The organism is Alteromonas sp. AWQ4_252 (assembly GCF_056158205.1).
The window spans coordinates 3,625,699-3,649,356 of the sequence record NZ_JBSWSV010000001.1; the positions used below are offsets into that span (position 1 = coordinate 3,625,699).

Consider the following 23,658-nt stretch of genomic DNA (forward strand, 5'->3'; position numbering starts at 1 on the left):
CCTGTTGTTTCAGTCTACACTAATCTTCGCCATAGCCCAGTGAACGAAGCGCGCGATCATCATCGGCCCATCCCTGTTTCACCTTCACCCATAACTCTAAAAATACCTTGTTGTCGAACAGGTTCTCCATATCCTTTCGCGCCTGCTCGCCAATGGTTTTAATGTGTGTACCTGCCTTACCGATCACCATTCGTTTCTGTGTTTCCCGCTCTACCAAAATCAAGCCGTTAATACGGTAAACACCATTTTCCATTAATTTAAATTGTTCAATTTCAACGGTGGTAGAATAAGGCAGTTCGTCACCAGTAAATCGCATGAGTTTTTCGCGAATAATTTCAGACGCCATAAAACGACTCGAGCGATCTGTAATGTAATCCTCCGGAAAGTAAAATTCACTTTCAGGTAAGGTTTTTTGCACTGTTTCTCTTAGTGCATCTACTTGCTTTCCATTTTTGGCGCTTACGGGAAAGATATGCTCGAAGTTATGCAATGCAGACAGTTTTTGAATCTGCGTCATTAGTGTTGATTTGTCTTCAACCTTGTCAACTTTATTAATAACAAGGAAGCTGGGCAATCGGCTCTGTTTTACCTTTTCGAGAACCATGGCGTCTTCGTCTGTCCAGCGGGTACCTTCAACGACAAACAACACTAAACCCACTTCTGCCAGTGAACTGGAGGCGGCCCGGTTCATGTAACGATTGATGGCCTTTTTTTCATCCTGATGGAGTCCTGGGGTATCAACAAACACAGTCTGGTACTTTTCTTCAGTGTCGATGCCCAAAATGCGATGGCGGGTTGTTTGCGGCTTACGGGAAGTAATACTGACCTTTTGTCCGAGCAAACGATTGAGTAGCGTTGATTTGCCCACATTGGGCCGGCCAACTATAGCTACCAGGCCACAATATGTGGTTGTCTCATCGTTTTGTTGCATTTTCAAGCCTCTCTAGTGTTTCTCTCGCGGCTTCCTGCTCAGCTTTTCTTCGACTGTTTCCCACGCCCAGTACTGGGTTTTCCAGTTGTGACACAGCACAACTCACGCGAAAAGTCTGTGCGTGATCTTTACCGCTTATCTCTACCACGTCGTATACAGGAAGTGGCTCGCGGCGAGACTGCAAATACTCTTGTAACCGGGTTTTACTATCTTTGGGATGTTCATTGGGATCAAGTCTGTCAATGCGCTTGGCCCACAATGCGAGAATTACCCTTCGCACCGTGTCGATGCCTGCATCGAGGTAGATAGCCCCAAGAATAGCTTCCACCGCGTCGGCCAGGATCGAGCTTCGACGATGTCCGCCACTTTTAAGTTCGCCCTGACCTAATTTAAGTAACTCTCCTACTCCCGCTTCTTTCGCCATTTCGGCCAGCGTGTCGCCCTTCACGAGCGTAGAACGCATGCGTGTGAGCTTCCCTTCGGGAACGGACGGGAAGCGGGAATAAAGGGCATCTGCTATAACCATACCCAGTACTGCATCACCTAAAAATTCGAGGCGCTCATTGTGCTTTTTTGCAGCACTGCGGTGGGTTAACGCTTGTTGAAGTAAGGCCTTATCAGTGAATTCATAATCAAGCAACTTGCTCAAACGGGCATATTTATCAATACCCTGCATTATTGAATGCCACCTACACGATCAAACCGAACGCCGGTAGGAACCCAGCCTGGCAACCAACTGTCTGTGCTTCTTTCAAATTCAAAACTTATCCAGATAGCTACTGCTTTGCCCACCAAATTCTCATCGGGCACGAACCCCCAGAAACGGCTGTCACGGCTATTTTCACGGTTATCACCCAACACGAAGTACTGGCCTTCTGGCACTATCCATTCATTACTTCTTGTACCAGGTTGCGTGTAAAAAGCACTACTGGGAATGGTTCTACCCGGGTTGCGTAAAATATCATGCTCTACATCTCCGAGATCTTCGCTGTAACGCAGAAGTGGCACCATATCCTGAACAAATTCGCCGCGCTCTTCAAACGTCAGTGGAACGGGTTCGAGTTTTGGACAATCATTGCCGGATTCACAATACGGTTTGATGAATACCTGCTTATTTTGATAAACCACAGTATCACCGGGTAAACCAATGACGCGCTTTATATAGTCTACGTTGGTGTCTTCCGGGTATTTAAAAACTACAACATCACCGCGCTGTGGCTCACCTGTCTCAACGAATTTCGAACGGAATACCGGGTCTTTCAGGCCGTATGCATATTTTTCTACAAGAATGAAGTCACCTACCAACAAGGTAGGCATCATAGAACCGGAGGGAATTTGAAAAGGTTCATAAAGAAATGAACGCAACACGAGTACAAATGCGATGACGGGAAATATCTGCTGAGACGTATCTACTATCCAGGGCAACTCTTGATTGTTATCTGCCGCTTCTGGCAAAGCCGCGCTGTCGCTGGCTTGAGTTTTACGGCCCGGCGCCCACAACAGTGAATCCAGTAACCAGATAAGACCTGTCACTAATGTCAGGATAACCAATAATATTGAAAAATAATTTGCCATTACTTACCTACCTTGAGAACAGCAAGGAAGGCATCCTGAGGAAGTTCAACATTCCCCACCTGCTTCATCCGCTTCTTCCCTTCTTTTTGTTTTTGAAGTAGCTTTTTCTTACGACTTACGTCACCGCCGTAACATTTCGCGATAACGTTTTTGCGCAGCTGCTTCACTGTGCTCCTTGCTATAATGTGATTGCCAATGGCCGCCTGAATAGCAATATCGAACATTTGACGAGGAATGAGCTCCCGCAGTTTTTCAACCAGCTCACGTCCACGCCCCTGACTATTTTCTCTGTGCGTGATCATGGCAAGCGCATCAACACGTTCACCATTAATAAGAATATCAACCCGAACCATGTCTGATTGTTGAAATTTCTTAAAGTTATAGTCTAATGAGGCAAAACCGCGACTCGTAGACTTCAGCCTATCAAAGAAATCCATAACAACTTCCGCCATAGGAAGTTCGTAGGTGACAGCCACTTGCTTTCCGTGATAAGTCATCGCCGTTTGTACGCCGCGCTTTTCTACACACAGTGTGATGACGTTACCTAAAAATTCCTGTGGTACCAGAATATTCGCTTCCACCACAGGCTCGTGAATTTCATCGATCTCATTCACTGCCGGCAGATTCGACGGATTATCAACCTGAACGGTTTCACCTTTGGTGGTGACCACCTGATAAATTACCGTGGGGGCTGTGGTGATCAAATCGAGGTCGTATTCTCTTTCCAATCGCTCCTGAATAATTTCCATGTGAAGCATGCCCAGAAAACCAATGCGAAAGCCAAACCCCAGTGCAGCTGAACTTTCAGGCTCATAAAACAGTGACGCATCGTTTAGACTTAGTTTAGCAAGTGCATCACGAAAATCTTCGTAATCATCGGAGCTCACGGGAAATACACCGGCGTAAACCTGAGGTTTCACTTTTTTGAAACCGGGCAGAGCCTGTTCCGCCGGTTCACGAGCTAAAGTAATGGTGTCGCCCACCGGCGCACCGTGGATCTCTTTGATTCCAGCAATGACAAACCCGACTTCTCCAGCCCTCAACACTCCCGTATCGGTTTGCTTCGGAGTGAAAATACCTACCTTATCAGCCTGGTGTGTTTGCCCATTGGACATGATCTTTATCTTGTCTTTCACGTTTAATTCGCCTTCGACAATTCGCACCAGAGAGACAACGCCCTGATAATTATCGAACCACGAATCGACAATAAGTGCTTTAAGCGGCGCGTTGCGCTCACCTTCTGGTGGAGGAACACGACGTACAATTACCTCCAGCACATCTTCAATACCTAAGCCCGTTTTAGCCGAGCAACGCACGGCATCAATGGCATCGATACCTACAATATCTTCTATTTCCTCGGCGACGCGCTCTGGCTCTGCCTGAGGCAAATCAATTTTATTGAGGATTGGCACCACTTCCATATCCATATCAATTGCTGTGTAACAGTTCGCCAGTGTTTGCGCTTCTACCCCCTGCCCCGCATCAACAACGAGCAGTGCACCTTCACAGGCCGCCAGTGACCGGGATACCTCATAGGTAAAATCAACGTGCCCAGGGGTATCAATGAAATTCAATTGATAGGTTTCGCCATCCCGTGCGGTGTAATTTAGCGTAACGCTTTGCGCTTTTATTGTGATCCCGCGCTCTCTTTCCAAATCCATCGAGTCGAGCACTTGCTCCGCCATTTCCCGATCCGTAAGTCCTCCGCAATGCTGGATGAGGCGATCCGATAGCGTGGATTTCCCGTGGTCTATGTGGGCTATAATTGAGAAGTTTCTTATGTGCGACTGTTGCATAGTGCTGGAAAGTGTCCTGCGATATAGATAAACAATAAAACCAGGGAGATCGCCCTGGACCACAATGCCGTAAGCCAGACTTATACGGCATTACGAAGCGTGCGGATTTTACCTATTTCTTTGCTGAAAAGCGAATATCCACGCACATTCTCTGCTGATTAACCTGTCAGATGGGTTAGCTTACCTGTCCGGCGTCATAGATTGGGGAATTGATGTGAGGATGACCGGCCTGAATTTGGTCGTATCCATTCGTTTTAGAAATCCAGAAATGATTACAAAGCTGACAAAGGTGGTAGCCACACTAAAAAGTAACGTCCACAATTCATTGCTTAAACCAGCAAGCGGCAGTATAACATCAAACACTATTGCACTTAATAACAGCACGATTAACGGCATGACGTACAGCCACACCGATGCAGACATAATACCGGCTTCTGGAACACCAATGGTGACGAGTTGACCAACTTTACAGGGTACAGGAGAGCGCAGGGTTAAACGCTGTGTTTTCGGAGACATTGCTCTGGAGATAGCACCGGTCCCACAATCTGATTGCGCCTGACAGGTAGAACACGTTGTTTTGACGGCAGCCTCTACGGTTACTTCGTCACCGCGCACCGCAACTACCACCGCCGACTCCTTAATCATCGCTAGTGCTCTTTAAGCGCAGTGAAGTGGCTATAGCATTTGCCGTTTGAAGGGGAATTTCACCCACCACGGTAACCTGAACTTTACCGTCAGTCAGCGTGAGAAACGTACTTAACTCATGGCGCAAGACTAAATCCGACCCAACAGCATCCTCTGCCGGCTGAACATACACTGACACATCAACTAAACCATCAGAGAATAATTTGTATTCCACAACTTGTCCGGTTAACGCTAACCGACGCACATCCTGTTTTATTTCTTTCATGCCCTCGGGCAAATATTCCACCACCCAATGTTGAGGCGGGGAATTATTACCCGATAACGCCAAAGGCTCAGGTAAAGACTGCCGGTTTACTTTAGAGAAGTACGTAGGTGCTTCATCTGTAATACTCATCGCCGTGACCTGAATCTGTTCCAGTACAGTTCCTTGTAAATCAAGGGTATTGAGCTTCAACAGCATACCTGTGGCTTCATCCAGCCATAGTTGATAACTAAACCGCGTATTATCACGGCTTACAACCCGCAACTGCTGTGCAGGTCGACCGGCAACCCGGGCTCGGCCAACTTCAACAAAAGCATATCCTTCGGCCAATGATTCAGGAGCATATAAAAGCTCATAAGGAATGGGGCCGCTTATGGCACGTGAGTGTAAACTGTATGGTCTGGTGTCAGGTTCGAATACACTTACCACATTGTTTACGCGAATCAGCTCCCGTCCAGGCCCATTTTGCATATTGAGCTGTTCCATCTGAACGCCATCGACGATACCATGACGCCACAGATAGGGCACAGTTTCATTATTGATACGACTCACCACATAGGCCACTTCAAAATTTAGATGCTCGGCCGCATGGGATAATTTTCCCAACCAATCGCTGACGGACTCTGGTGAAGCGTTACTTTCAACATTTACGTCGCTTGGACGGCTATCCAATTGATTACTGTTTGAAGAGCCAGTTGAGGATTCGGCAGCGCTTTGCTCTGGATTGGCTGTCACCGCAATTGAAAAAGTGCTTCCCAGAAACAGAAATACCAGCCCTACCAGGGCTGGTACGAAATTTACGTGATTAATTTTCATTGGCAATTAATTTGGCGCAGATCCGGTGTCTTCAGCTTTATCCGTCGACGTTAACTCTTCTTCAGCCTGCTTCAGTTTAATTTGTTGTTCATGGTCGGCTATTAACGCGTTTATTTTGCGTTTTTTCTCCAACACCACGTCCATATCGTTTCTCGGCAATGTGCGAGTCTGTTCCAGGCTCACTGGCGCTAAGCCGCCAAATTGAGCACTGGTCTCAAAGGTCGAGAAGGGCTCCGTAGCTTCTGGCTTATTCATTTGTTGAACCCCAAGAACCACTGCCACTGCAACTGAAGCTGCTACGGCAAACTGCCCGCCTTGCTTCGCAAATGGAACCACACTCCCTATCAGAGGTAGTGACCGCCAGCGAGATGGCTTCGGTGCCATCACTGTTGGTTCATCAGCTAACGCTTCAGCTACTGCTGCGGTTATATCCAACTCGGGTGCCACCGTGGCTTCTTTTCTTAAGCCACTGCGAATAACATGATATCGCTGCCACTTTGCTTTCAACGCTTCATCACGGACAATGCTATCCATGATATCTGCACTTTGTGTCTCACCATCCATGAAGGCGGACATATTTTCTTGCTGTTGCGTCATATTATAAAATCCTGATCCAAAAGATCGATAACTACCCTATCACAGCTTGTTAGTTCATTTCATCTCAGAAAAGTTCAATTTCATCGTAAAAAAATAATCAATTTTCCAACATTGGCTGTATTACCTTGTCGATTGCCTCCCTTGCACGGAAAATCCGCGAGCGAACTGTACCTACCGGACAGCTCATCACACTGGCAATTTCTTCGTAGCTCAGACCTTCAATTTCCCGCAAGGTGATAGCCATTCGCAAATCATCCGGCAACTTTTCTACCACCCTAAACAGGGTAGCTTCAAGTTCTTCTGATAATAAGCTGCGTTCCGGGGTCGATTGCTCTTTTAAGGCATCACTCCCCTCGTAATAATCAGCCTCTTCTGCATCTACATCACTGGCCGGTGGCTTACGCCCTTGGGCAACCAGGTAATTTTTCGCGCTATTGACTGCAATGCGATACAACCAGGTGTAGAACGCACTGTCGCCACGAAAGTTTGGCAATGCCCGATAAGCTTTTATAAATGCATCCTGAGTTACATCTGCAACGTCCCCTGAGTTTTTCACGTACCGGGACACGAGATGCATCACTTTATGCTGATAACGGGTTACCAGCAGATTAAATGCATTTTTATCGCCTTGTTGGACCTTTTCAACAATTTGTTGATCGGTAATCTGCTCGCTCATTCGAGCCATTTCTCCTTAACATCTACTACATAAAACAGCTCATGCAAGCTTACAGTAGACCGTTTGATATTTAAAAAGTTCTTAAAAAAGTGCGGTCAGATGACATTTTATCAATAAATGGCAGAAAAATACTCAGTAAATAAACAGGAGTCTTTGCCTTTTTGCTCGCATCCTTTAGACTTGCCGGACGTTAGCCTATCAGAATAAACATGCAAAATATGACATCAGAGGCATCATTTCACACCCCAGCATCTCAGGATATAGAACATCAGTGTGACGTTCTTATTATTGGTAGTGGTGCAGCTGGTTTGAGTCTCGCACTAAAAATGGCAGACCATTGTGATGTACTCGTTCTGAGTAAAAGCGACCGCAATGAAGGCTCCACCCGCTATGCACAAGGCGGTATCGCTGCTGTTTTTGATGAACACGATTCCGTAGAAGCCCATGTTGCAGACACCCTGAATGCCGGGGCAGGCCTGTGCGAAGAAGCAGCTGTTCGCTTTACAGCAGAAAATGCGAAGTCCGCTTTAAACTGGTTAATTGATCGGGGCGTCCCTTTTGACACCGAAACTGACGAAAAAGGCAAAGAGCGTTTCCATCTGACCCGGGAAGGCGGTCACAGTCACCGTCGTATCCTGCACGCCGCTGACGCTACAGGAGAAGCACTGCAAATTACACTTAATGACGCAGTTGCAGCACACCCCAATATACGGTTTCTTGAGCGGTATAACGCTATTGATTTAGTAAAATCGCAGACTAACAGCGAACGTTGTACCGGCGTGTATGTTTGGAATCTGACTCGTTCCCATGTGGAAGTGATTAAAGCACGCTTTATCGTATTGGCCACCGGCGGCGCCAGTAAAGTGTATCAATATACATCCAATCCTGATGTATCCAGTGGCGACGGCATAGCCATGGCTTGGCGGGCGGGATGCCGGGTTGCTAATATGGAGTTTAACCAATTTCATCCTACCTGTCTTTACCACCCACAGGCGCGTAACTTTCTCATCACTGAAGCATTGAGAGGTGAAGGCGCGAAACTCTGCCATCAGGACGGTACGCCTTTTATGCACCGTTTTGATGAACGCGCTGATCTTGCTCCAAGAGATATTGTAGCCAGGGCTATCGATTATGAAATGAAACGTCTCGGTGCCGATTGCATGTACCTTGATATCAGTCATAAGCCCGCTGATTTTATTATTAAACACTTTCCCAATATTTACCGGAAGTGTCGCTCAATCGGCATTGACATCACCAAGGAACCCATCCCAGTGGTGCCGGCCGCACATTATAGCTGCGGAGGCGTGATGACTGATTTCAATGCCCGAACCGATATCGAAAACGTTTATGCTATTGGCGAAGTGGCCTACACAGGATTGCACGGCGCTAATCGCATGGCGTCAAACTCCCTGCTGGAATGTGTGGTGTACGCTGCAGCCGCGGCGAAACACATTTTAAAGCACCTCGGCGACCCATGTGAAAACGAAGCTATCCTGCCGTGGGATGAATCTCAGGTTACCGACTCAGACGAAGAGGTAATCATTCAGCACAACTGGCATGAGTTACGCCTTTTTATGTGGGACTACGTGGGCATTGTGAGAACGAATAAACGGCTTGAGCGAGCACTCCGTCGCATTCAATTGTTAAGCCAGGAAATTCAGGAGTACTACGCCCATTTCAGAGTCAGTAACAATCTGTTAGAGCTAAGGAATTTGGTTACGGTGGCAGAATTGATCGTTCGCTGTGCCATGCAGCGCAAGGAAAGCCGGGGGTTACATTACAACCTTGACTATCCTGATCTATTGCCTGTACCAAAGGTTAGTATGCTAATACCAAGCCATGGAAAACAACAACCGGAGCCGGGGACTTTAGGTACAACCAGCTCGTCAGACAGTTAGTATTTATATACTAGCTGGCTCGCGTAAGTGTCACTGGTTCTGCAAAGTACTTATTCTCCCTTCAAGGTAAGGGGTTTGGTCTTTGGCACTTTCCAGATAAAAGCTGGAGCCCTGTGTTTTTTCATCCTGCCGCAATACTGCCTCACCGGGCAAAAATAGCGGCGTTTTAAATCGGCAACTTATTGTTGAATGCTGATGAGCATGTGGCTGATATACATGGCTAACAGACGTCGCTAATGACCACATACCGTGAGCGATGGCCCTTGGGAAACCAAATAACTTAGCAGTAAAACCATACAAGTGAATGGGGTTGCCATCGCCTGAAACTTTGGCATATTCACGCCCTAGATTCGATTTGGCAGTAATAATGATTTGCTTGTCCTTAGAAAGCAGTGCCTTTTCTTCACCTTTGCCCGTCTGCGGTTGCTGTGAACTGCTGCGCTTGCGCTCTACGTGGGGCGCGCCAATGCGTATCAAGTACGTAGCGTCAGCTTCATAACAAAGCTCCCCGTTCTGAATGGCTTGTGTATACATAACGACGTCCCATCCCAACTTATGGGCAATTACACGCTTGAATCCTACATTCAGCGTTATTGGGTCACCTAAAGATATATCGTGTTTAACACTAATAACGTTTTTACGATGCACAAGACCTAACACGGGAAACGGGCTACGTGGGTGCGCCAAACAGGCTAGTTGCATAGGTAAACTTAGCACTTGTAGATAACAAGGGTGCAAAGTGCTGAAAGTCCATTGTGTCAATTCGCAATAGCTAAGGTAATGCCTGGGGTTAACAGTAACGACTTCACTTTGTGTTAAGTCAGGCAGCATGGGGGGCTTAAATTGTTTTAACCGAGCAGAGTTCGGACGGTGCAGAAGCGCACTAAAAAAGAGAGACAGCATGTCGACCTGCAATAAAAAATTTTAATGAGAATGGGAATACTATATCACTTAAACCCGTTATTAAGCACCATTCGGGCTAACCGGCGGTAGCTTTTATCATCACATTCACCAGGCAAAATCCACCTGCGGTGGAGCGCACCGTTTTCATTCTTTAAACACACTAATATTCCAAAAGGCGCCAGCATACCTCCCTTGTTTAGTGTAAAAACGGTCGCGGGCCTACCCTGGCGATGTTCAGTCCACAATGTGTCAGACACTGACACCTGAGAAGTAACTGGGGGCCTTTTCATTTTTCTGGCACCAAGACATACGCATAGCACAGTCGCAATGAGGCTCATCGCCGCAATAGACTGTGCTGTAAGCCAGGTTACCGCAGCCGGAGATAGAGCGTACAACATGAGGATAAAAGCTTTTAGCACAAAAAGGTGAGACCAGCACCGCCAGCAGCTATGTGTATAATTAAAGCTAAACTTTGACACGGTGAAGAATAATACTCACCATTCTTGCCAGTTCAGGGTCTTCGCACTTTTGATGCCCCATAAACCAAGCGAACAGATCCGGATCATCACATGTAAGGAGATGCTCAAAGAGCACCTGATCTTCCTCATCAAGGTCATCAAAAGCCTCTTCCACAAAGGGTAGAAACAAGACATCCAATTCCAACATTCCACGACGACACGCCCACTTCAGGCGATTCTTTCTTTTCTCAGTGAACATACTAGTGCAACCTCTTTCACGAATGCTTGCACTATAACACGAGCTATTTTTAGACTCACTGACCTTTTTGTCAGAATCCAGAACGGGTTGCTTTTTTGATTATGTTTTTACAGCAAAGGTCAGAACGCTCCGACACCTTGTTTAATAAAAAAAATCCCCCACACTAGAAGAATGAGGTATGGCAGTATGCATTTTGCTAAGTGTGCTAATAAGCTACCTTGCCCAATTTTTATTTTTTGTACAAAGGAATTCTCATGCAGCGGTTAGATAGCCTGTCGAATATAGCCCAGGATTACATCATCCCATTGCACCATCTATCCCTACTTTCCGTTTCTGGTGAACAGCGAGACGACTATTTGCATGGTCAACTCACTGTAAATACCAAAAAACTGGGGGAAAATGATGCCCGACGATCTGCTCATTGCGACTTTAAGGGCAAAACCTGGTCTCTCAGCCTGTTATGCCGGTACAGGGAAGCCATTTGGCTTTGCATGAACGCCGACAGTGCCAGCCATTCACTGGCTCAACTAAATAAATATGGCGTATTTTCAAAAGTTGATATTTGCGATGAGTCTGACAACATCAAGGCTTATATGCTGTGTGGTAGCCTTACCCGCACCTGGCTTACAGAAAAATTCGGATCATTGCCAGACAAGCCTCTGCAAACAGAGCAAAATGATTTAGGCGTGGCGATCAACATGGATTTTGGTGATCAGTTTACCTTGCTCCTACTCAATAAAGACGGTCAGTCTGCATTACAAAAATGGGCCTCAGAAGCGAATATTACTGAATATGCTCAAGAGGTGTATGAAGCACTGTGTATCCAGCATGGTATTCCCGATGTATCTGGCTCAGTTGTAAACGAGTTTGTTCCACAGATGATGAACTTCCATATTCTCGATGGCATTGATTTCAATAAAGGGTGTTACATGGGACAGGAAGTGGTTGCTCGTACCCGCTATCTTGGGAAAAACAAACGAGCGGCTTTTAGTTTTTGCATACCGGAAGTTCTGGAGGTATCTGCGGGAGATAGTATTGAAAAATCACTCGGAGACAATTGGCGACGCGGCGGCGCTGTGATCCGTAGCGCCGTCCTCGGTAACGAAACCTGGTTAATGGCTGTGTTGCCAAATGACACCAGCGAAGATACCCTTCACAGGTTAGCATCAACAACACGAGTTGAATTCAAACCGTTGTCGTTGCCTTATTCTATTGAGGCAACAACAACTTCATAGTGATATTTTTATCACAGTTTCTCCTATGTGCAATAGCACCTAAAAACACAGGAAAAGTTATGACGATTACCACAGACAGCGTAGTCACCCTTCACTACACCGTTTCAACAGAAGACGGTACCACTCTCGACTCCTCTGATGGTAAGAAACCGTTAGTTGTGTTACTCGGCAGACGTTTTCTCATCGAAGGACTTGAAGACGCTCTAATTGGAAAAACTGCTGGGAACAAATTTGCTGTAGATGTACAACCTGAAAAAGCTTACGGCATGCGCGAAGACGCTTTGGTACAAAGCGTGCCCAAATCTATGTTTGAAGGAATGGAAGTGGAAGTAGGCATGTCATTTCGTGCAACGTCGGAAGGCGGCGAGCAGTCAGTTATCGTCATTGAGACCAATGAAGACGAAGTCGTTGTCGATGGGAATCACCCGCTGGCAGGGATCCCGCTACACTTTGACGTAGAGGTGGTTGATGTTAGAGAAGCCACAGAGGAAGAAATTGATCATGGACATGTACACGGAGAAGGTGGCCATCATCACGACCACGACTAAATTTCTAAATAAGCTCACATAATTAACAAAACAGGGCGGCAATATGCCGGCCTGTTCATTGTGTAAATCAAATCGCGTCTTCGTTTTGCTCACCAGTACGTATGCGCACCGCGGTTTCCACGTTTGTCACAAAAATCTTTCCATCACCGATTTTGCCGGTCTTGGCAGATTTCTCAATGGTTTCTAAAGCCAGTTCAACCTGCCCGTCTTCTAATACCACTTCTACCTTGATTTTGGGCAGAAAATCTACCTGATACTCCGCACCGCGGTAAAGTTCAGTATGGCCTTTCTGTCGGCCAAACCCTTTTACTTCCGTTACCGTCATTCCCGCAATTCCAACATCAGCCAATGCTTCACGAACATCATCCATTTTGAACGGCTTGATAATCGCTTCAATTTTTTTCATATTTGCTACCCACTGTTGAACGTTAATGTAAAATGAGACGATAAGCATCAGCGCAAACTGCTTACTGTGTACAAGTCATATACATGTTTGAATATACCTTATTATAACTGACTGTTTATAAAAACAAACCTGCTTTTGTCTTTTGTACACCACCCTCGTTCAAGTATAGACTCAAACCTGTTTATCTTCATTTTTATACTTAACAAAAAACCCGCTTAATATACAATCAACAGACTGATACTATTCTGTGAGAACAATGCATAATTCTAAAGGGTTGTCACTGCTGGAGTTGATGATAACGGTTGCTATCGCAGCCATATTGCTCACTATTGGCGCTCCAAGTTTACAGACACTATTGCAACAAAATCGTGTAATTGCGGCTGTCAATGATATTAGCAGTGCGGCAAGGTCTGCCCGTTTTCATGCTATAGACAAAGAACAAACCATCGTACTTTGCGCAACATCCAATTACACAGCCTGCTCCACAGACTGGACCCAGGCAAAAATGGTGTTTGTTGATACCGACGATAATAGTGCTCGCGACGCCAACGAACAGCTATTAATGGCTACGGATCCCACAGGAAGTGGGATTGAAATTACCGGAATTGGTAATGCGGTTATTTTCACTCCTGATGGCAGTGTTAGCCAGTCGGGCAGCATCATAGTGTGCCCGTCTTCTGGTAATGTGAAGTCTGCTTCAGCTGTGCTCATTAGCCTTTATGGCCGTATTGCAGTAGCGACAGACAGCAATAATAATGGCGTAAAAGAAGACATCGATGGGACAGATCTCACCTGTAGTTAACTTACCAACACCCTGATGGGCTGGTTTTACCAGATTGATCTAAAGATATCTCGTCACAGCCATCAGCCAGTTTCTTCTTTCTTTTCGCTTTCATTTGATAAGATATTGCAGAAACATTTTCCACACTAAACGAGAATTTTTTCGCTGATGGGGCCGAAAGCAATTTCTTCTCTGCATACTTAGTGTTCCCAAGACGATAGCGAATTTGCTCGCTCTGCCAAAGCAACAACTGGCTTTTTGCTTTATGTAATTCGGTGGTTTGAAGAAAATGTGTAAACCCTGGTATGGCCGTGGACGCCAGAATACCTGCAATCGCCACCGCAATCATTAATGAAAGCAATGACACTCCCCTATCTTTTTTAATCATTCTTGAATTCCTTTCTTTAGTTCAGCTTACAGTGCCGTTTAAAGTCGTTAGCATGAAACAATGTATCAGGATAGACAGCTATTTCTGCTGAATAAAAGGACTGACTTTGAAACTACACGGTTTTTCACTAATAGAAATGCTTGTTGCTCTTGCCATAGTATTAATTGTATTTTCACTGGCTGCGCCAGCGTTCCAGCAACAACTCAATCTTGCAAAACTCAGCCGCGCCCTGGATGCGGTGAACAGCCAGTTTACGCGCGCCCAGCTTTTCGCAATGCAAAGCCACCAGCCAGTTCATGTCTCGTTAAATCACACAGCTAAGTGGTGTTTCCATGTGTCGATAAAGCCATGCGACTGCCAATCTCCGAATACATGTATCGGCGTTTCTGATATCCCTATCACGGATTATCAGGCACACAACCAGGTTAAGGTTATTAAGAATACATTCAACCCTGCTAAATTTACCCGCTTTTCACCGTCTACCGGTCTTACCACTGGCCATGCCGGAACATTAACCCTCCAGGCGGGAACCTTATTGGGAAAAGTCATCTTGAGTAACATGGGTCGAACAAGAATATGTCTGGTTAACCAACAATATGGACATATTGAACAATGTTAAGGAATTCATCAGGCTTTTCTCTTCCCCAGTTACTCCTGGGTACAGCAACGGGCTTAATCATGCTGGCGGGAGCATCCACACTTGTTGCCCAAACACTTGTGTCGCAGAAACAACTCCTCAATAGCATTTATCTGGACGTTGAGCTGGCGAAATTAGCCACCCTTATGACCAACCAAATTAGTAAAAGCGGCTGGCACGGAAAAGCCACTTCTTACTACCTTGTTAAATCAGTTATCGCCGATGGTTTCGCAAAAGAGTTTTCTATTGACCATCACCCGAAAGAGAACACTCATTCCTGCCTGGTGTTTGCCACAGACAACAACGGCAACGGTATGCTTGATATGGGCACTCCAGCGGAGCGCATGGGTTTCAGACTCAGACAAAAAGCCTTGGAAATGCGTCAATCAGGTAGACAGTGTAACGAGAACGGCTGGCAGGATATCACCGCGAATTCGCGGCTTGTAATAAGCCATCTTTCTTTTAACGCCACGCCCCGTGGACAATTTACCGTTGTGCATATTTCAATGTCTGCGCACACCAAAACCTATCATCACATAACCCGTGAACTTACTTTTTCATTGGTGGTAAATCATGAAATATAGCGTATTAAGAGCAACTGGCGCAGTGTACTTAACTAGTGCCATCCTACTGCTGACAATAATTAGTGTGTCGATATCAGCAATTTCCCTGTATTTCATTGCCCAGTCGGAAAGTGTGCAATGGAATAATACCAACAGTGCATTGGCTGCCAGAACTGATCTGTCAACAGCGATTAAGCAAGCGCAGTTGCTGCACGCTTCAGCTTGGGATAACTCGCTACCGTCGAATGTTTTATCTACTTTGAGTCAGGTTTCCAACATGCCGATCATCGGCGCTGAAATTACTTCGGCTTTACTGAGTGAAACAGACAGTGAGGGCATGTTCACCTACACAAGCAAGCAAAGTCTGGTACGCTTTCCCCTTCTAATCAACCTGCCTCCGGCACCTCTGCTAATTCACGACAGCCTGCACGCACTGGCCGAATTTCATCTATATGTGCCACCATCCGGAGCTCATCCTTACTGGTCACTTGCTGTGTGGTCAAATAGCGAAATAAACCTGCAATCAGCACCTCGTTTTACCTGCACAGAACAGGCTATTTACGCGCATACGTGTGAGGTGAATGCGGTAAGTTACGGCACCGTGAAAAAGAGTGATATTAAAGATAAAGACAATGCGTTACCGGCAGACGCTTTCCACTATTTATTCGCTAGTGACTTAGATAAGTCTACCCTTACAGAATTTAAAAGTATTGCATGGACGCAAACAAACAGTTGTCATTCCTTGCCTGTGGCCACTCCCTTTATTTGGATCGACGGAGATTGCGAAATTCCCTCTTCTACCAGTATTGGAAGTCCCAGCAGCCCGGTTTTAATGATTGTGCAAAATGGCGATCTTCAGCTTCACGCCAATGCTCGTATATATGGGTTGGTTTTGAGTATAAGAGAACACACCATGGTCACTCAGCGGGTAGTAATAGCACCAGATGCAGCCATTGTCGGGAGCCTGGTCCTGAATCACCCCTCATCAGCTAACAGCAAAATCCAGGTCAGGTATGATTTTTCCGTGCTAGAGACATTGCGCTCACAACCTGCACTGCAACAAATCGCATTGATCCCAGGAAGTGTGGGATGAAAATACAAAAACCGTCGACTATGTCGGGTGTTATCTTGATTGAAGTACTTATCGCTATGATCATAATAAGTACTACATTAATAGGTTGCCTGACAATCGTTCAAAATTTTCAGCAAACCAGCATAACTACATCATTGCACGGTGCGGCATTACGCACTGCCCAACGATATCGTAATCACTTTACCCTGGTGGGTTTGAAAAGTATCAGTGATGTGCCGCTGTATTCACAAATTGGCGCTAACTCTGGCGGACTTTTACCATCAGGCAAAAACACAGTCACTATTGGCTCTCATTTGGCACCTCATCAGTTTAACGTGACATGGCAAACTGATAATAAATATACCAAAGAAGCCGACCTGTACTCTGGACCTCAGTCATCGGGTTGTCCTTACCCGCTGATAAAGCAAATTAGTATCGCCGTCAGTTGGCAGGATCTAGATGGGCAAAACAGGCAACTTTCATTGAAAACGTCCGTTTCTCATCCACTACTTCGCGCCCATCCAGAGAAGTTATTACACCTTGACGCCGTCGGCCCGTCTCCTTAAGCTCACTAACACGCCCAGCAAAATTCGCCGCTATCTAAGCCTCCGGAATTGTTCTCATCCCAGCCTTTTCGACCATCACTAAAATAGTAGATATCTCCGTCGCCAGCTTGGCTAGTACCTGTGACCGGAGAGGCTTGAATTTCATAGTCAACACCATTCGCACTGGCAATTGTGAGGTCGTAGCGTTTGTTCGAAGCCGGTTCAGAGGCCGGTGACCAGGTAGCAAAAATAGCGGGCTTCCCTGTGTCATTTCCCCCAGTAGCAGCGCCTTCATAGGTAAAATTTCCCACATGATGACGTTCCATAGCAGCAGCAAGGGCTAGCAAATCTGATTGCGCCGATTTTCGATAGCTATCTTTAATGACTCCCTGATAGGCAGGATACCCAACTGCTACCAAAATGCCTGCAATTGCCACCGCAATCATAAGTTCAATTAACGTAAAACCTGATTTTGACGTTCTATTTCTAACCATAATTATTGACGCTCTTTCTCGGTAGACCAACTGTCTTGTAGCACCCGTTCAAACCGCCCAAAAATATTTTGCGCTAAACAGGCAAACCCGGACAAGCACTGCTGCTCATTGCCATTTTCATCAACTTCAATTACCGCTGACGCACATTCAGTTCCCAGACAAACTACCGGTTTCACGACTTCCTCTATAAGCATTTTAGTTTCAGGCGCGATACCCGTTTGTTTGAGTTCTGCGTAGCGATCTTTTTTATCCACATCACCATTGTTGTTCAAATCATCTACCGCATTACCATTGAACATACTCACTAAATAAGCACGACTGTTCCCTGTAGGTGGTGCACATGCACTTTCAGAACTAGCCGAAGGCACATAGGTAGTAAAAAATATTTTGTAATCAATAATTAGCGGTGACGAAAGGGCTTTTTCACCTTCTGTTTCGAGTTTGATAAACCACCCTGTCTTACCGGCAAACTGAGATGCAGCCAGACTTTGTGTAGACGTATCACTACTGCTTAATAATGATTCGGTAGCATCGTACAAAGAGGTTTCAGTCATTGATGAGGGCAGGACATAATGGCCATTGTTGTCTTTCTCGAATACTCCCTTATCTTTTATAAAGTAGAAGCGGTCTTCAACAGCCAGATCCAGTGGAGCTGCGCGCCATCCGGAACCTATGGCAACGCCGTAATATAACTCCTCACCCAGCGCTACTTCACTTACATCAGCACCGTAAAAGAAACGACGGTTACTTTCTTCAGTATCGCCACCGAAATCTGCAATGCGCGCACCCTTAATAAAATCCGTTCCGCTTTCACCATTGTAGATATCGAAGCGGAAGAGTTGTCCCCCCATATCAGCGGCGTACATATGATCGGCGAAACCATCATTATCGCGATCGATGACAGAAATACGACCGGGAATACTGTACTTCAACTCACTGAGGTTTGTTGTTGCATCTTGATCACTTGCAGACCAAAGTAAGCTTCCGTTATCTGCATCGAACATGAAAATAGCGTTGCCGATAGCATCGTCACTACGGGTTGTTTTTGTGTCGTGATCATCGTTATAGCCACCACCCACAATCATGACGTTTTTCACCGTACCGCCGATTTTCACCTTGGTGATGGTAGGTCGTGACCACGTCTGACCTAACTTTTCAAGGCCCGTCGTGCCCCCGCGAATAGCAAAAGCCAGTTTGGGAGCATTTTTTGTCGTTACGTCAAATACATAGTAGTTTTTTCCACCTCGTCGCATCCCCACATAGAGATAGGTTTTAGTACCTTCAGTTCTAAGCACCATATCGCCGTCGAGGCCATAAATATGATTGAAGGTTGAATTATTCTGATAGAAGTCATAAATATTTTTCAACAGTTCCTTGGGAATAATGGCGAAATTTTCCTTGCCAGTCTGCGTATCAAATGAGTGTAAGAAGCCATGATTGGTAGCAACAAAAATAGCTGAATCGGTTTCACTGTAGTTAACAATAACAGGCTGAGAATGAATAGGATCTCCCATTTGCAGCCTTACATCGGTGGAGCTCCCGTCGCCGTCGGCATCACGAACATCTACACCCCTTGCCCACTTGAGAAGTTCACTTCTCAGTGTCAATGACCCAGGCACAGTAGTAATTGCAAGGTCATTAGTGGTGATCAGCAGGTTATTTTCATGTAGCTCGTTAAGGCTGTGAATTATGGTTGGGTTATCCTCAAAGAAGTACACGTTGCGATTGACTGACATCTGACTCGCCGCACCACCTTCTCTTACATCGTTACCATCGGCCAGCGTCGACCAGTAACTGTGAGAAGTATCGGAGAAAAATCCAGTTGATGAATCAATAGCATCTTTATTTTTCTGATCCAGTATGGTGTCGCCATTTATTTTGTATTTTTTAAGGTTGCCTGGCCAAATGGTCCCTTCACTGGGTTTGAACAGTGCAAAATACAACTCGTCTTTATGGGTGAGTCGATTTAACTGGTTTACCGCAACACCAGGGGAAACAAAGGTGGCATTGACATCTTTAACTGAGCGCAGGATTGCCTGAAATGCTTTTACCAAATCAGCACTGTTGTCGGCCTGATAGAATCCGCCACCGCTTTGCAATGCAATCTGGTTTAAAAAGTTATTTGCATTGTTATTCGCCGCAAAGCCGATGGTATGAGTAATCACTCGTCGGTCTATGGCAGAGGTTTCAGCTTTACTTAAATTTTTGGCTAGATCCAATCCACATTTTTCACCACCACTGCCTGAACAAGTTGCACCAAGCAATGACTGTATTTTGGAAACGCTGTGATTACTGTTTGCTTCTCCGTCTGACAGCAACACAATATGGTTATTGGTCTGACACTGCAGATCACTGACCGGAGAAAGGTATTGGGCACCACTTGGAATATACTCAGAAATACAATCGCTGTCACTCAGGTTACCTTCGTCACACCCGTAGGGGCGAACGGCGTCTGCGCCTACATAAGAACTCCGGTGACTAACACGGGTGTTCTTACGAACAGTATTTGACACATTGCTGTTTCCCCGGGTCAACCCGTAGTCAACGGAAAGGCCGCCGTAGTAACGGGTCGCTTCGTACATGGTATCGACAATGGGGGTATAGCCGCTCGCGGTAAGTTCATCAACTTTACTGACTAAATGCTCTCTTACCGTGGCTGTTGAGCCAGGGATAGCATCGCCTTTAAATTTGATAACTAACTGAGGTGCGCGAGACTGGCTACCTTTGTAGGTATATGCACCGCGATCACCAACAAAATTGCTCAAGATCAGCATGACATCGTTACCTGCGTTCCATCCGCTGCGGTTAAACACTTGTTGCAGCATGCCGGAAATATCTGGCGTTTTGTATTCACCCCGGTAATAGAACGTAGGCGCCGACCAGGTGATACCGCTGGTCTTAGACATATTTTTCAACATGTAGCGGGTATAGGGGTTAAAATCAACGGCATCGTCCACTGCTGCAGCCTGAATTTTCATCGACGCATTGCCGCTGTGGTAATCAAACCCGGTAAACACCAGATACGCTTCAGACACCACAGCACCTTTAGGCACATTCACGTTCGTAAAACGCATTCCTATATAGGCGTTACTACTTGAATTCATGGTAAGTTCTGTGCCCGTGGACTGCTTACCGTTATTTTTTTCTTCCGCGTTATTTTGGTTTGCCGATACTTGATAAACACTTTCCCCAGTTATACACCCGGTAGCCGTTGATTCATCATAGGTAACGACTAACTGGGGAGAGCCTGTTGTACCGTAGTCGGCAGATTTTGCCTGACGGGCACTGGCAGTATTGGTACTGCTTCCTTCAATGATAAGACTCAATGCGTTTCCGCCACACCAACCGGATTGATCCACTACCTCTTGGATCACCGAAGAAAAATCCGGCGTGATTACGATTTCGTCCGTTAGCGGAAAACCATTGTCTGAACTCCACTCCACTTCGCTGCCTGTAATCGCTCGCTTTGAAATATTTGAATAACTGGATTCGAACTTTTGGCTGTCGGGAGTCAGTTCGCCGCGAATTTTTAGTGTCGCCGCGGCCATATTTAATTGGGTTGAAGTCAGGCGTAATGTAGCACTGGTGATGGTAGCACCTTGTGGGATATTCACTTCCTGATAACGAAGCCCCGTAGTAACCGTTGAGGTACCCTTTGTTAACTTAAGAGAATTGCTGGTAAGGTCCACACTGCCGTTAACTTCCACCGCATCATCAGTACTTTCAGACGTTGAGGTAATTATCTCCGGGTTAATAGCGTCGTCAATAGGACGTAATGGAAACAAAATCGGGCCACCGTAGTCTGAAAAACGCATCAGGCCGGCGTTTATATTCGTGGCCGTTTGCAACGCATCTTTAAGTGCATTTTGCACACGCAACATGCGGGACTGATTGGTATTATCATATGCAGTCATACTGCCTGACGTGTCCATAATGAACAGCACATTTGGGTTGTAGGTCACAGAAGCGTCAGCCGTACCCAGATAAATATCTAAATCGTCAGCCCATGCGGCGCTTCCAATGCAAACCCACAATGCACATGACACGGCATAGCGAATGAAACCTTTCATAACAGCTAACTCCTACTGCGAAGCCGGTGCCATAACGGCAGCGGTAACGGTATTGGCAACCACGGTGCTTCTTTCAGAAACTTTTCCGCACCCTCTCACCACAAAAACATGGCAATTAACATTACTTCCACCTATGACATTGCTTGACCCACGACAAGCCTGTTCACGAATAAACGCGGTTCGCGACCAGCTCTGGGTCCTCATATCATTTTGGTAATTTCCACTATTGGTATGTTCAGTACCCGGTGACAATACAGCCGTTGTCACATTACGTGCTGTCCACCCGTTATCAAAGCAACTCATGGTGTCATTATCAGGGTCAAACTGTGTACCTTGTCTGGCTTCCGTAAGCGGGTCTTTTTTAGTATCGTCAGTGAGAAGTACTTCATCTTCCGCTTCGAAAAACACCCCCGCTAACGCCGCTTCTGCCGCGTCAAACGCCATGCCTGAACGTTGCATAGACACCGCCATTTTGTTCTGACTTAAACTAGATGACACTGCGCTAACGCCTAAAATAGTCAGCGATAGTAAAACTAACAACGCAAGAACTAACACCATTCCCTGTTGGTGAGTCACAGCCTTCATTGCAAACTCCTTACAAAATTCTTCATATTTCGCAGGGCCAGAGTCTGGGTAAACACCTGAAAATAGTGCGAATCATCTGTCTTTAAAGGCGTCTCGTTTAACACGGCCAGATTGTGCACCGGCATATTACTAACCTGAGCGCCGTCACTACTTAGCATCACGCCAATTCTGATAGCAACCACCTGCTGGTTTAGCGCTCGCAGTGCAGACAACTCACTGGCGGTCACATATCTTACAGCCTGCCCTTGAGACGTGTTGGCAGTATCTGTAACACCATACTGCACTTGAAAACTCTCCACATTGTCCATAAGGATCACCGATCTGGGCCCCCCTACAGGAGAGCGCAGCCCACGAAGCACCCGACCATCAAACCCTGTACAGTAGAGATGGTTATCTGCCACATAGTATTTATTGACGACGTGAAATTCTGTGTCTGCGGGGTAACCAAAGCGATTACCTGTACAATCTTCGTTACCCAGTAAATTGATGACTAAATCATCATTAGCACCGTTTAACCCCTGACTCGCACCAAGTACAGGACTGCCAATGTAATCTCCAGCAAGCCCTACCGGGCGATTTTGGATAAACGCAGCTTCTACCAGATTGTCCACCGTCACATCTACTCTGGAGATAATCTGATCAAATCGACCCGCTTCCATAATATCTCGACTTAAACGAAGCATGACGAACCGGCCTGCCTCCTGAACCTGTGCTACCGCCTGATTGAGAGAATTGGTGACCCGGGTACTGATCATCGTTTGCATAACTGCGCCACTGATCACCAAGCCCAATACCAGGGCAATCATAAGCTCTACCAGTGAAAAGCCTTTTTGATTCATAAAGTAATATCCTTAACGACACAGGCATTGCTATCGCCAGAATTAGGATTACACCGACTGTTAAGTGTGTATTTTTGGGTGGTGGACTTAGACACTGGCCAGGTCAGCATCACGTGAATTCTTGAGCCTGCAGAGCACGTATCAGTGTCGCCGGCTCTGCTATCTGTGCAGGTTACCTGTAATGTGACGTCACGGTTGGTTTGAATGGCAGAACAAGACAGTGCCCAGCTATCATACGTTGCCATTTGCGCTTCTGTACATGAATTGTCTTCGCAATTGGGAATAGCAGAGGGCATTGACAAGCAACATGTGTAGGGATCAGTGGATGCACAAGAAAGAGAAGCAAAGTTGTAATTATTAGCGTTGAAATAACCGTTATTGACAACCAGCCCATCCCCCGCCATGGCCGGGCGTGAGGCGGCACGCAGTCTCTCAGCAACTTGCTCAGCAACTAATTCAGATTGCGTACGGCTAATCGCATCACGGTTGGCTATTGATCCAACGAACTGTAGCGACGCTACGCCTAATAAGCCAATAGCGAGTATAAACAGGGTGATAAGTACTTCAATGAAGCCCACTCCTGTTTGGCGTTGCTGCAACGTATGCTGACGCATAACCTTTATACCTACGTAAATTAAACGGATCCCGCAATTATCCTAACGCAATGGACCACATAAAA

At 46.1% G+C, this 23,658-nt stretch carries 26 protein-coding genes; 8 read left to right on the forward strand and 18 right to left on the reverse strand.

Annotated features, from left to right (window positions below):
- Positions 1-19 precede the first annotated feature (19 nt).
- From era to rpoE, 8 genes are all read right to left on the reverse strand, one after another.
- A complete protein-coding gene (era, locus tag ACXACM_RS15945; RefSeq protein ID WP_474822972.1) occupies positions 20-931 on the reverse strand; it encodes a GTPase Era in 912 nt (303 codons plus the stop codon).
- Positions 915-1,607: a ribonuclease III gene (rnc, locus tag ACXACM_RS15950; RefSeq protein ID WP_474822973.1), complete on the reverse strand. Its 693-nt coding sequence runs from the start codon at positions 1,605-1,607 to the stop codon at positions 915-917. Before rnc ends, era begins: the two co-directional genes overlap by 17 nt.
- On the reverse strand, positions 1,607-2,506 hold the full coding sequence (gene lepB / locus ACXACM_RS15955; RefSeq protein ID WP_474822975.1) for a signal peptidase I: 900 nt from the start codon (positions 2,504-2,506) through the stop codon (positions 1,607-1,609). The genes rnc and lepB overlap by 1 nt, the downstream gene beginning before the upstream one ends.
- The gene (lepA, locus tag ACXACM_RS15960) at positions 2,506-4,302 is read right to left on the reverse strand and encodes a translation elongation factor 4 (RefSeq protein ID WP_474822977.1); all 1,797 of its coding nucleotides are present in this window, start codon (positions 4,300-4,302) and stop codon (positions 2,506-2,508) included. The genes lepB and lepA overlap by 1 nt, the downstream gene beginning before the upstream one ends.
- Positions 4,303-4,482: 180 nt before the next feature.
- On the reverse strand, positions 4,483-4,947 hold the full coding sequence (locus tag ACXACM_RS15965; RefSeq protein ID WP_474822978.1) for a SoxR reducing system RseC family protein: 465 nt from the start codon (positions 4,945-4,947) through the stop codon (positions 4,483-4,485).
- Positions 4,940-6,025 (reverse strand): MucB/RseB C-terminal domain-containing protein, encoded by a 1,086-nt coding sequence (locus tag ACXACM_RS15970; protein ID WP_474822979.1) that lies wholly within the window; start codon positions 6,023-6,025, stop codon positions 4,940-4,942. The genes ACXACM_RS15965 and ACXACM_RS15970 overlap by 8 nt, the downstream gene beginning before the upstream one ends.
- 6 nt (positions 6,026-6,031) lie before the next feature.
- Positions 6,032-6,622, reverse strand: coding sequence for a sigma-E factor negative regulatory protein (locus ACXACM_RS15975; RefSeq protein ID WP_474822980.1), 591 nt, complete (start codon positions 6,620-6,622; stop codon positions 6,032-6,034).
- A 97-nt stretch (positions 6,623-6,719) separates the two neighbouring features.
- Entirely contained in the window at positions 6,720-7,298 is a 579-nt protein-coding gene (gene rpoE, locus ACXACM_RS15980) for an RNA polymerase sigma factor RpoE (protein ID WP_216025397.1), read from the reverse strand.
- Positions 7,299-7,516: 218 nt separating this feature from the next.
- Between rpoE and nadB the strand changes: the two genes are divergently transcribed.
- Positions 7,517-9,196 carry an L-aspartate oxidase gene (nadB, locus tag ACXACM_RS15985; RefSeq protein WP_474824384.1) on the forward strand — a complete coding sequence of 560 codons (1,680 nt, stop codon included), beginning with the start codon at positions 7,517-7,519 and terminating at the stop codon, positions 9,194-9,196.
- A gap of 30 nt (positions 9,197-9,226) precedes the next feature.
- Here nadB and ACXACM_RS15990 read toward each other — a convergent pair whose 3' ends face one another.
- From ACXACM_RS15990 to ACXACM_RS16000, 3 genes are read right to left on the reverse strand one after another with little or no spacing between them, the layout of a single operon-like run.
- The gene (locus ACXACM_RS15990) at positions 9,227-10,099 is read right to left on the reverse strand and encodes a MaoC/PaaZ C-terminal domain-containing protein (protein ID WP_474822983.1); all 873 of its coding nucleotides are present in this window, start codon (positions 10,097-10,099) and stop codon (positions 9,227-9,229) included.
- Positions 10,100-10,143: 44 nt separating this feature from the next.
- Positions 10,144-10,578 carry a protein YgfX gene (locus ACXACM_RS15995; protein ID WP_474822984.1) on the reverse strand — a complete coding sequence of 145 codons (435 nt, stop codon included), beginning with the start codon at positions 10,576-10,578 and terminating at the stop codon, positions 10,144-10,146.
- Positions 10,565-10,816: an FAD assembly factor SdhE gene (locus ACXACM_RS16000; protein WP_474822986.1), complete on the reverse strand. Its 252-nt coding sequence runs from the start codon at positions 10,814-10,816 to the stop codon at positions 10,565-10,567. Before ACXACM_RS16000 ends, ACXACM_RS15995 begins: the two co-directional genes overlap by 14 nt.
- A 254-nt stretch (positions 10,817-11,070) precedes the next feature.
- Here ACXACM_RS16000 and ygfZ point away from each other — a divergent pair, with 254 nt between their 5' ends.
- Positions 11,071-12,051, forward strand: coding sequence for a CAF17-like 4Fe-4S cluster assembly/insertion protein YgfZ (gene ygfZ / locus ACXACM_RS16005; RefSeq protein ID WP_474822987.1), 981 nt, complete (start codon positions 11,071-11,073; stop codon positions 12,049-12,051).
- Between the two features lie 59 nt (positions 12,052-12,110).
- A complete protein-coding gene (locus tag ACXACM_RS16010) occupies positions 12,111-12,599 on the forward strand; it encodes an FKBP-type peptidyl-prolyl cis-trans isomerase (RefSeq protein ID WP_474822989.1) in 489 nt (162 codons plus the stop codon).
- A gap of 67 nt (positions 12,600-12,666) precedes the next feature.
- Here the strand turns inward: ACXACM_RS16010 and ACXACM_RS16015 are convergent, their stop codons facing one another.
- Entirely contained in the window at positions 12,667-13,005 is a 339-nt protein-coding gene (locus ACXACM_RS16015) for a P-II family nitrogen regulator (RefSeq protein ID WP_474822990.1), read from the reverse strand.
- Positions 13,006-13,261: 256 nt separating this feature from the next.
- Between ACXACM_RS16015 and ACXACM_RS16020 the strand changes: the two genes are divergently transcribed.
- Positions 13,262-13,807 (forward strand): GspH/FimT family pseudopilin, encoded by a 546-nt coding sequence (locus ACXACM_RS16020; protein WP_474822991.1) that lies wholly within the window; start codon positions 13,262-13,264, stop codon positions 13,805-13,807.
- A gap of 1 nt (position 13,808) precedes the next feature.
- Here ACXACM_RS16020 and ACXACM_RS16025 read toward each other — a convergent pair whose 3' ends face one another.
- Positions 13,809-14,174 carry a type IV pilin protein gene (locus tag ACXACM_RS16025; protein WP_474822992.1) on the reverse strand — a complete coding sequence of 122 codons (366 nt, stop codon included), beginning with the start codon at positions 14,172-14,174 and terminating at the stop codon, positions 13,809-13,811.
- 106 nt (positions 14,175-14,280) lie between these two features.
- Between ACXACM_RS16025 and ACXACM_RS16030 the strand changes: the two genes are divergently transcribed.
- The 4 genes from ACXACM_RS16030 to ACXACM_RS16045 are packed head-to-tail and all read left to right on the forward strand — an operon-like array spanning position 14,281 to position 17,012.
- Complete coding sequence (locus tag ACXACM_RS16030) at positions 14,281-14,793, forward strand: pilus assembly FimT family protein (RefSeq protein WP_474822994.1); 513 nt, start codon at positions 14,281-14,283, stop codon at positions 14,791-14,793.
- On the forward strand, positions 14,787-15,395 hold the full coding sequence (locus ACXACM_RS16035; RefSeq protein WP_474822995.1) for a hypothetical protein: 609 nt from the start codon (positions 14,787-14,789) through the stop codon (positions 15,393-15,395). The genes ACXACM_RS16030 and ACXACM_RS16035 overlap by 7 nt, the downstream gene beginning before the upstream one ends.
- Entirely contained in the window at positions 15,385-16,467 is a 1,083-nt protein-coding gene (locus tag ACXACM_RS16040; RefSeq protein WP_474822996.1) for a hypothetical protein, read from the forward strand. The genes ACXACM_RS16035 and ACXACM_RS16040 overlap by 11 nt, the downstream gene beginning before the upstream one ends.
- Positions 16,464-17,012: a type IV pilus modification PilV family protein gene (locus ACXACM_RS16045; protein WP_474822997.1), complete on the forward strand. Its 549-nt coding sequence runs from the start codon at positions 16,464-16,466 to the stop codon at positions 17,010-17,012. The genes ACXACM_RS16040 and ACXACM_RS16045 overlap by 4 nt, the downstream gene beginning before the upstream one ends.
- 5 nt (positions 17,013-17,017) lie before the next feature.
- Here ACXACM_RS16045 and ACXACM_RS16050 read toward each other — a convergent pair whose 3' ends face one another.
- The 5 genes from ACXACM_RS16050 to ACXACM_RS16070 are packed head-to-tail and all read right to left on the reverse strand — an operon-like array spanning position 17,018 to position 23,593.
- Positions 17,018-17,485, reverse strand: a complete 468-nt coding sequence (locus ACXACM_RS16050) for a type IV pilin protein (RefSeq protein ID WP_474822998.1) — start codon at positions 17,483-17,485, stop codon at positions 17,018-17,020.
- A 2-nt stretch (positions 17,486-17,487) separates the two neighbouring features.
- Positions 17,488-21,555: a PilC/PilY family type IV pilus protein gene (locus tag ACXACM_RS16055; protein ID WP_474823000.1), complete on the reverse strand. Its 4,068-nt coding sequence runs from the start codon at positions 21,553-21,555 to the stop codon at positions 17,488-17,490.
- A gap of 12 nt (positions 21,556-21,567) precedes the next feature.
- The gene (locus ACXACM_RS16060) at positions 21,568-22,140 is read right to left on the reverse strand and encodes a PilX N-terminal domain-containing pilus assembly protein (RefSeq protein ID WP_474823001.1); all 573 of its coding nucleotides are present in this window, start codon (positions 22,138-22,140) and stop codon (positions 21,568-21,570) included.
- A complete protein-coding gene (locus ACXACM_RS16065; protein WP_474823002.1) occupies positions 22,137-22,979 on the reverse strand; it encodes a PilW family protein in 843 nt (280 codons plus the stop codon). The genes ACXACM_RS16060 and ACXACM_RS16065 overlap by 4 nt, the downstream gene beginning before the upstream one ends.
- Positions 22,976-23,593, reverse strand: coding sequence for a prepilin-type N-terminal cleavage/methylation domain-containing protein (locus ACXACM_RS16070; RefSeq protein ID WP_474823004.1), 618 nt, complete (start codon positions 23,591-23,593; stop codon positions 22,976-22,978). Before ACXACM_RS16070 ends, ACXACM_RS16065 begins: the two co-directional genes overlap by 4 nt.
- Positions 23,594-23,658: the final 65 nt, after the last annotated feature.

Excerpts from the sequence above, each read along its gene's own strand:
- rpoE (WP_216025397.1), bottom strand. The coding sequence starts at position 7,298 with ATGAGCGAGCAGATTACCGATCAACAAATTGTTGAAAAGGTCCAACAA.
- ygfZ (WP_474822987.1), top strand. The coding sequence starts at position 11,071 with ATGCAGCGGTTAGATAGCCTGTCGAATATAGCCCAGGATTACATCATC.
- ACXACM_RS16010 (WP_474822989.1), top strand. The coding sequence starts at position 12,111 with ATGACGATTACCACAGACAGCGTAGTCACCCTTCACTACACCGTTTCA.
- lepB (WP_474822975.1), bottom strand. The coding sequence starts at position 2,506 with ATGGCAAATTATTTTTCAATATTATTGGTTATCCTGACATTAGTGACA.
- ACXACM_RS15990 (WP_474822983.1), bottom strand. The coding sequence starts at position 10,099 with ATGCTGTCTCTCTTTTTTAGTGCGCTTCTGCACCGTCCGAACTCTGCT.
- ACXACM_RS16070 (WP_474823004.1), bottom strand. The coding sequence starts at position 23,593 with ATGCGTCAGCATACGTTGCAGCAACGCCAAACAGGAGTGGGCTTCATT.
- ACXACM_RS16015 (WP_474822990.1), bottom strand. The coding sequence starts at position 13,005 with ATGAAAAAAATTGAAGCGATTATCAAGCCGTTCAAAATGGATGATGTT.
- ACXACM_RS15975 (WP_474822980.1), bottom strand. The coding sequence starts at position 6,622 with ATGACGCAACAGCAAGAAAATATGTCCGCCTTCATGGATGGTGAGACA.
- rnc (WP_474822973.1), bottom strand. The coding sequence starts at position 1,607 with ATGCAGGGTATTGATAAATATGCCCGTTTGAGCAAGTTGCTTGATTAT.
- ACXACM_RS15970 (WP_474822979.1), bottom strand. The coding sequence starts at position 6,025 with ATGAAAATTAATCACGTAAATTTCGTACCAGCCCTGGTAGGGCTGGTA.
- ACXACM_RS16045 (WP_474822997.1), top strand. The coding sequence starts at position 16,464 with ATGAAAATACAAAAACCGTCGACTATGTCGGGTGTTATCTTGATTGAA.
- ACXACM_RS16000 (WP_474822986.1), bottom strand. The coding sequence starts at position 10,816 with ATGTTCACTGAGAAAAGAAAGAATCGCCTGAAGTGGGCGTGTCGTCGT.
- ACXACM_RS16060 (WP_474823001.1), bottom strand. The coding sequence starts at position 22,140 with ATGAAGGCTGTGACTCACCAACAGGGAATGGTGTTAGTTCTTGCGTTG.
- ACXACM_RS16050 (WP_474822998.1), bottom strand. The coding sequence starts at position 17,485 with ATGGTTAGAAATAGAACGTCAAAATCAGGTTTTACGTTAATTGAACTT.
- nadB (WP_474824384.1), top strand. The coding sequence starts at position 7,517 with ATGACATCAGAGGCATCATTTCACACCCCAGCATCTCAGGATATAGAA.
- ACXACM_RS16065 (WP_474823002.1), bottom strand. The coding sequence starts at position 22,979 with ATGAATCAAAAAGGCTTTTCACTGGTAGAGCTTATGATTGCCCTGGTA.
- lepA (WP_474822977.1), bottom strand. The coding sequence starts at position 4,302 with ATGCAACAGTCGCACATAAGAAACTTCTCAATTATAGCCCACATAGAC.
- ACXACM_RS16020 (WP_474822991.1), top strand. The coding sequence starts at position 13,262 with ATGCATAATTCTAAAGGGTTGTCACTGCTGGAGTTGATGATAACGGTT.
- era (WP_474822972.1), bottom strand. The coding sequence starts at position 931 with ATGCAACAAAACGATGAGACAACCACATATTGTGGCCTGGTAGCTATA.
- ACXACM_RS15965 (WP_474822978.1), bottom strand. The coding sequence starts at position 4,947 with ATGATTAAGGAGTCGGCGGTGGTAGTTGCGGTGCGCGGTGACGAAGTA.
- ACXACM_RS16040 (WP_474822996.1), top strand. The coding sequence starts at position 15,385 with ATGAAATATAGCGTATTAAGAGCAACTGGCGCAGTGTACTTAACTAGT.
- ACXACM_RS16035 (WP_474822995.1), top strand. The coding sequence starts at position 14,787 with ATGTTAAGGAATTCATCAGGCTTTTCTCTTCCCCAGTTACTCCTGGGT.
- ACXACM_RS16055 (WP_474823000.1), bottom strand. The coding sequence starts at position 21,555 with ATGAAAGGTTTCATTCGCTATGCCGTGTCATGTGCATTGTGGGTTTGC.
- ACXACM_RS16025 (WP_474822992.1), bottom strand. The coding sequence starts at position 14,174 with ATGATTAAAAAAGATAGGGGAGTGTCATTGCTTTCATTAATGATTGCG.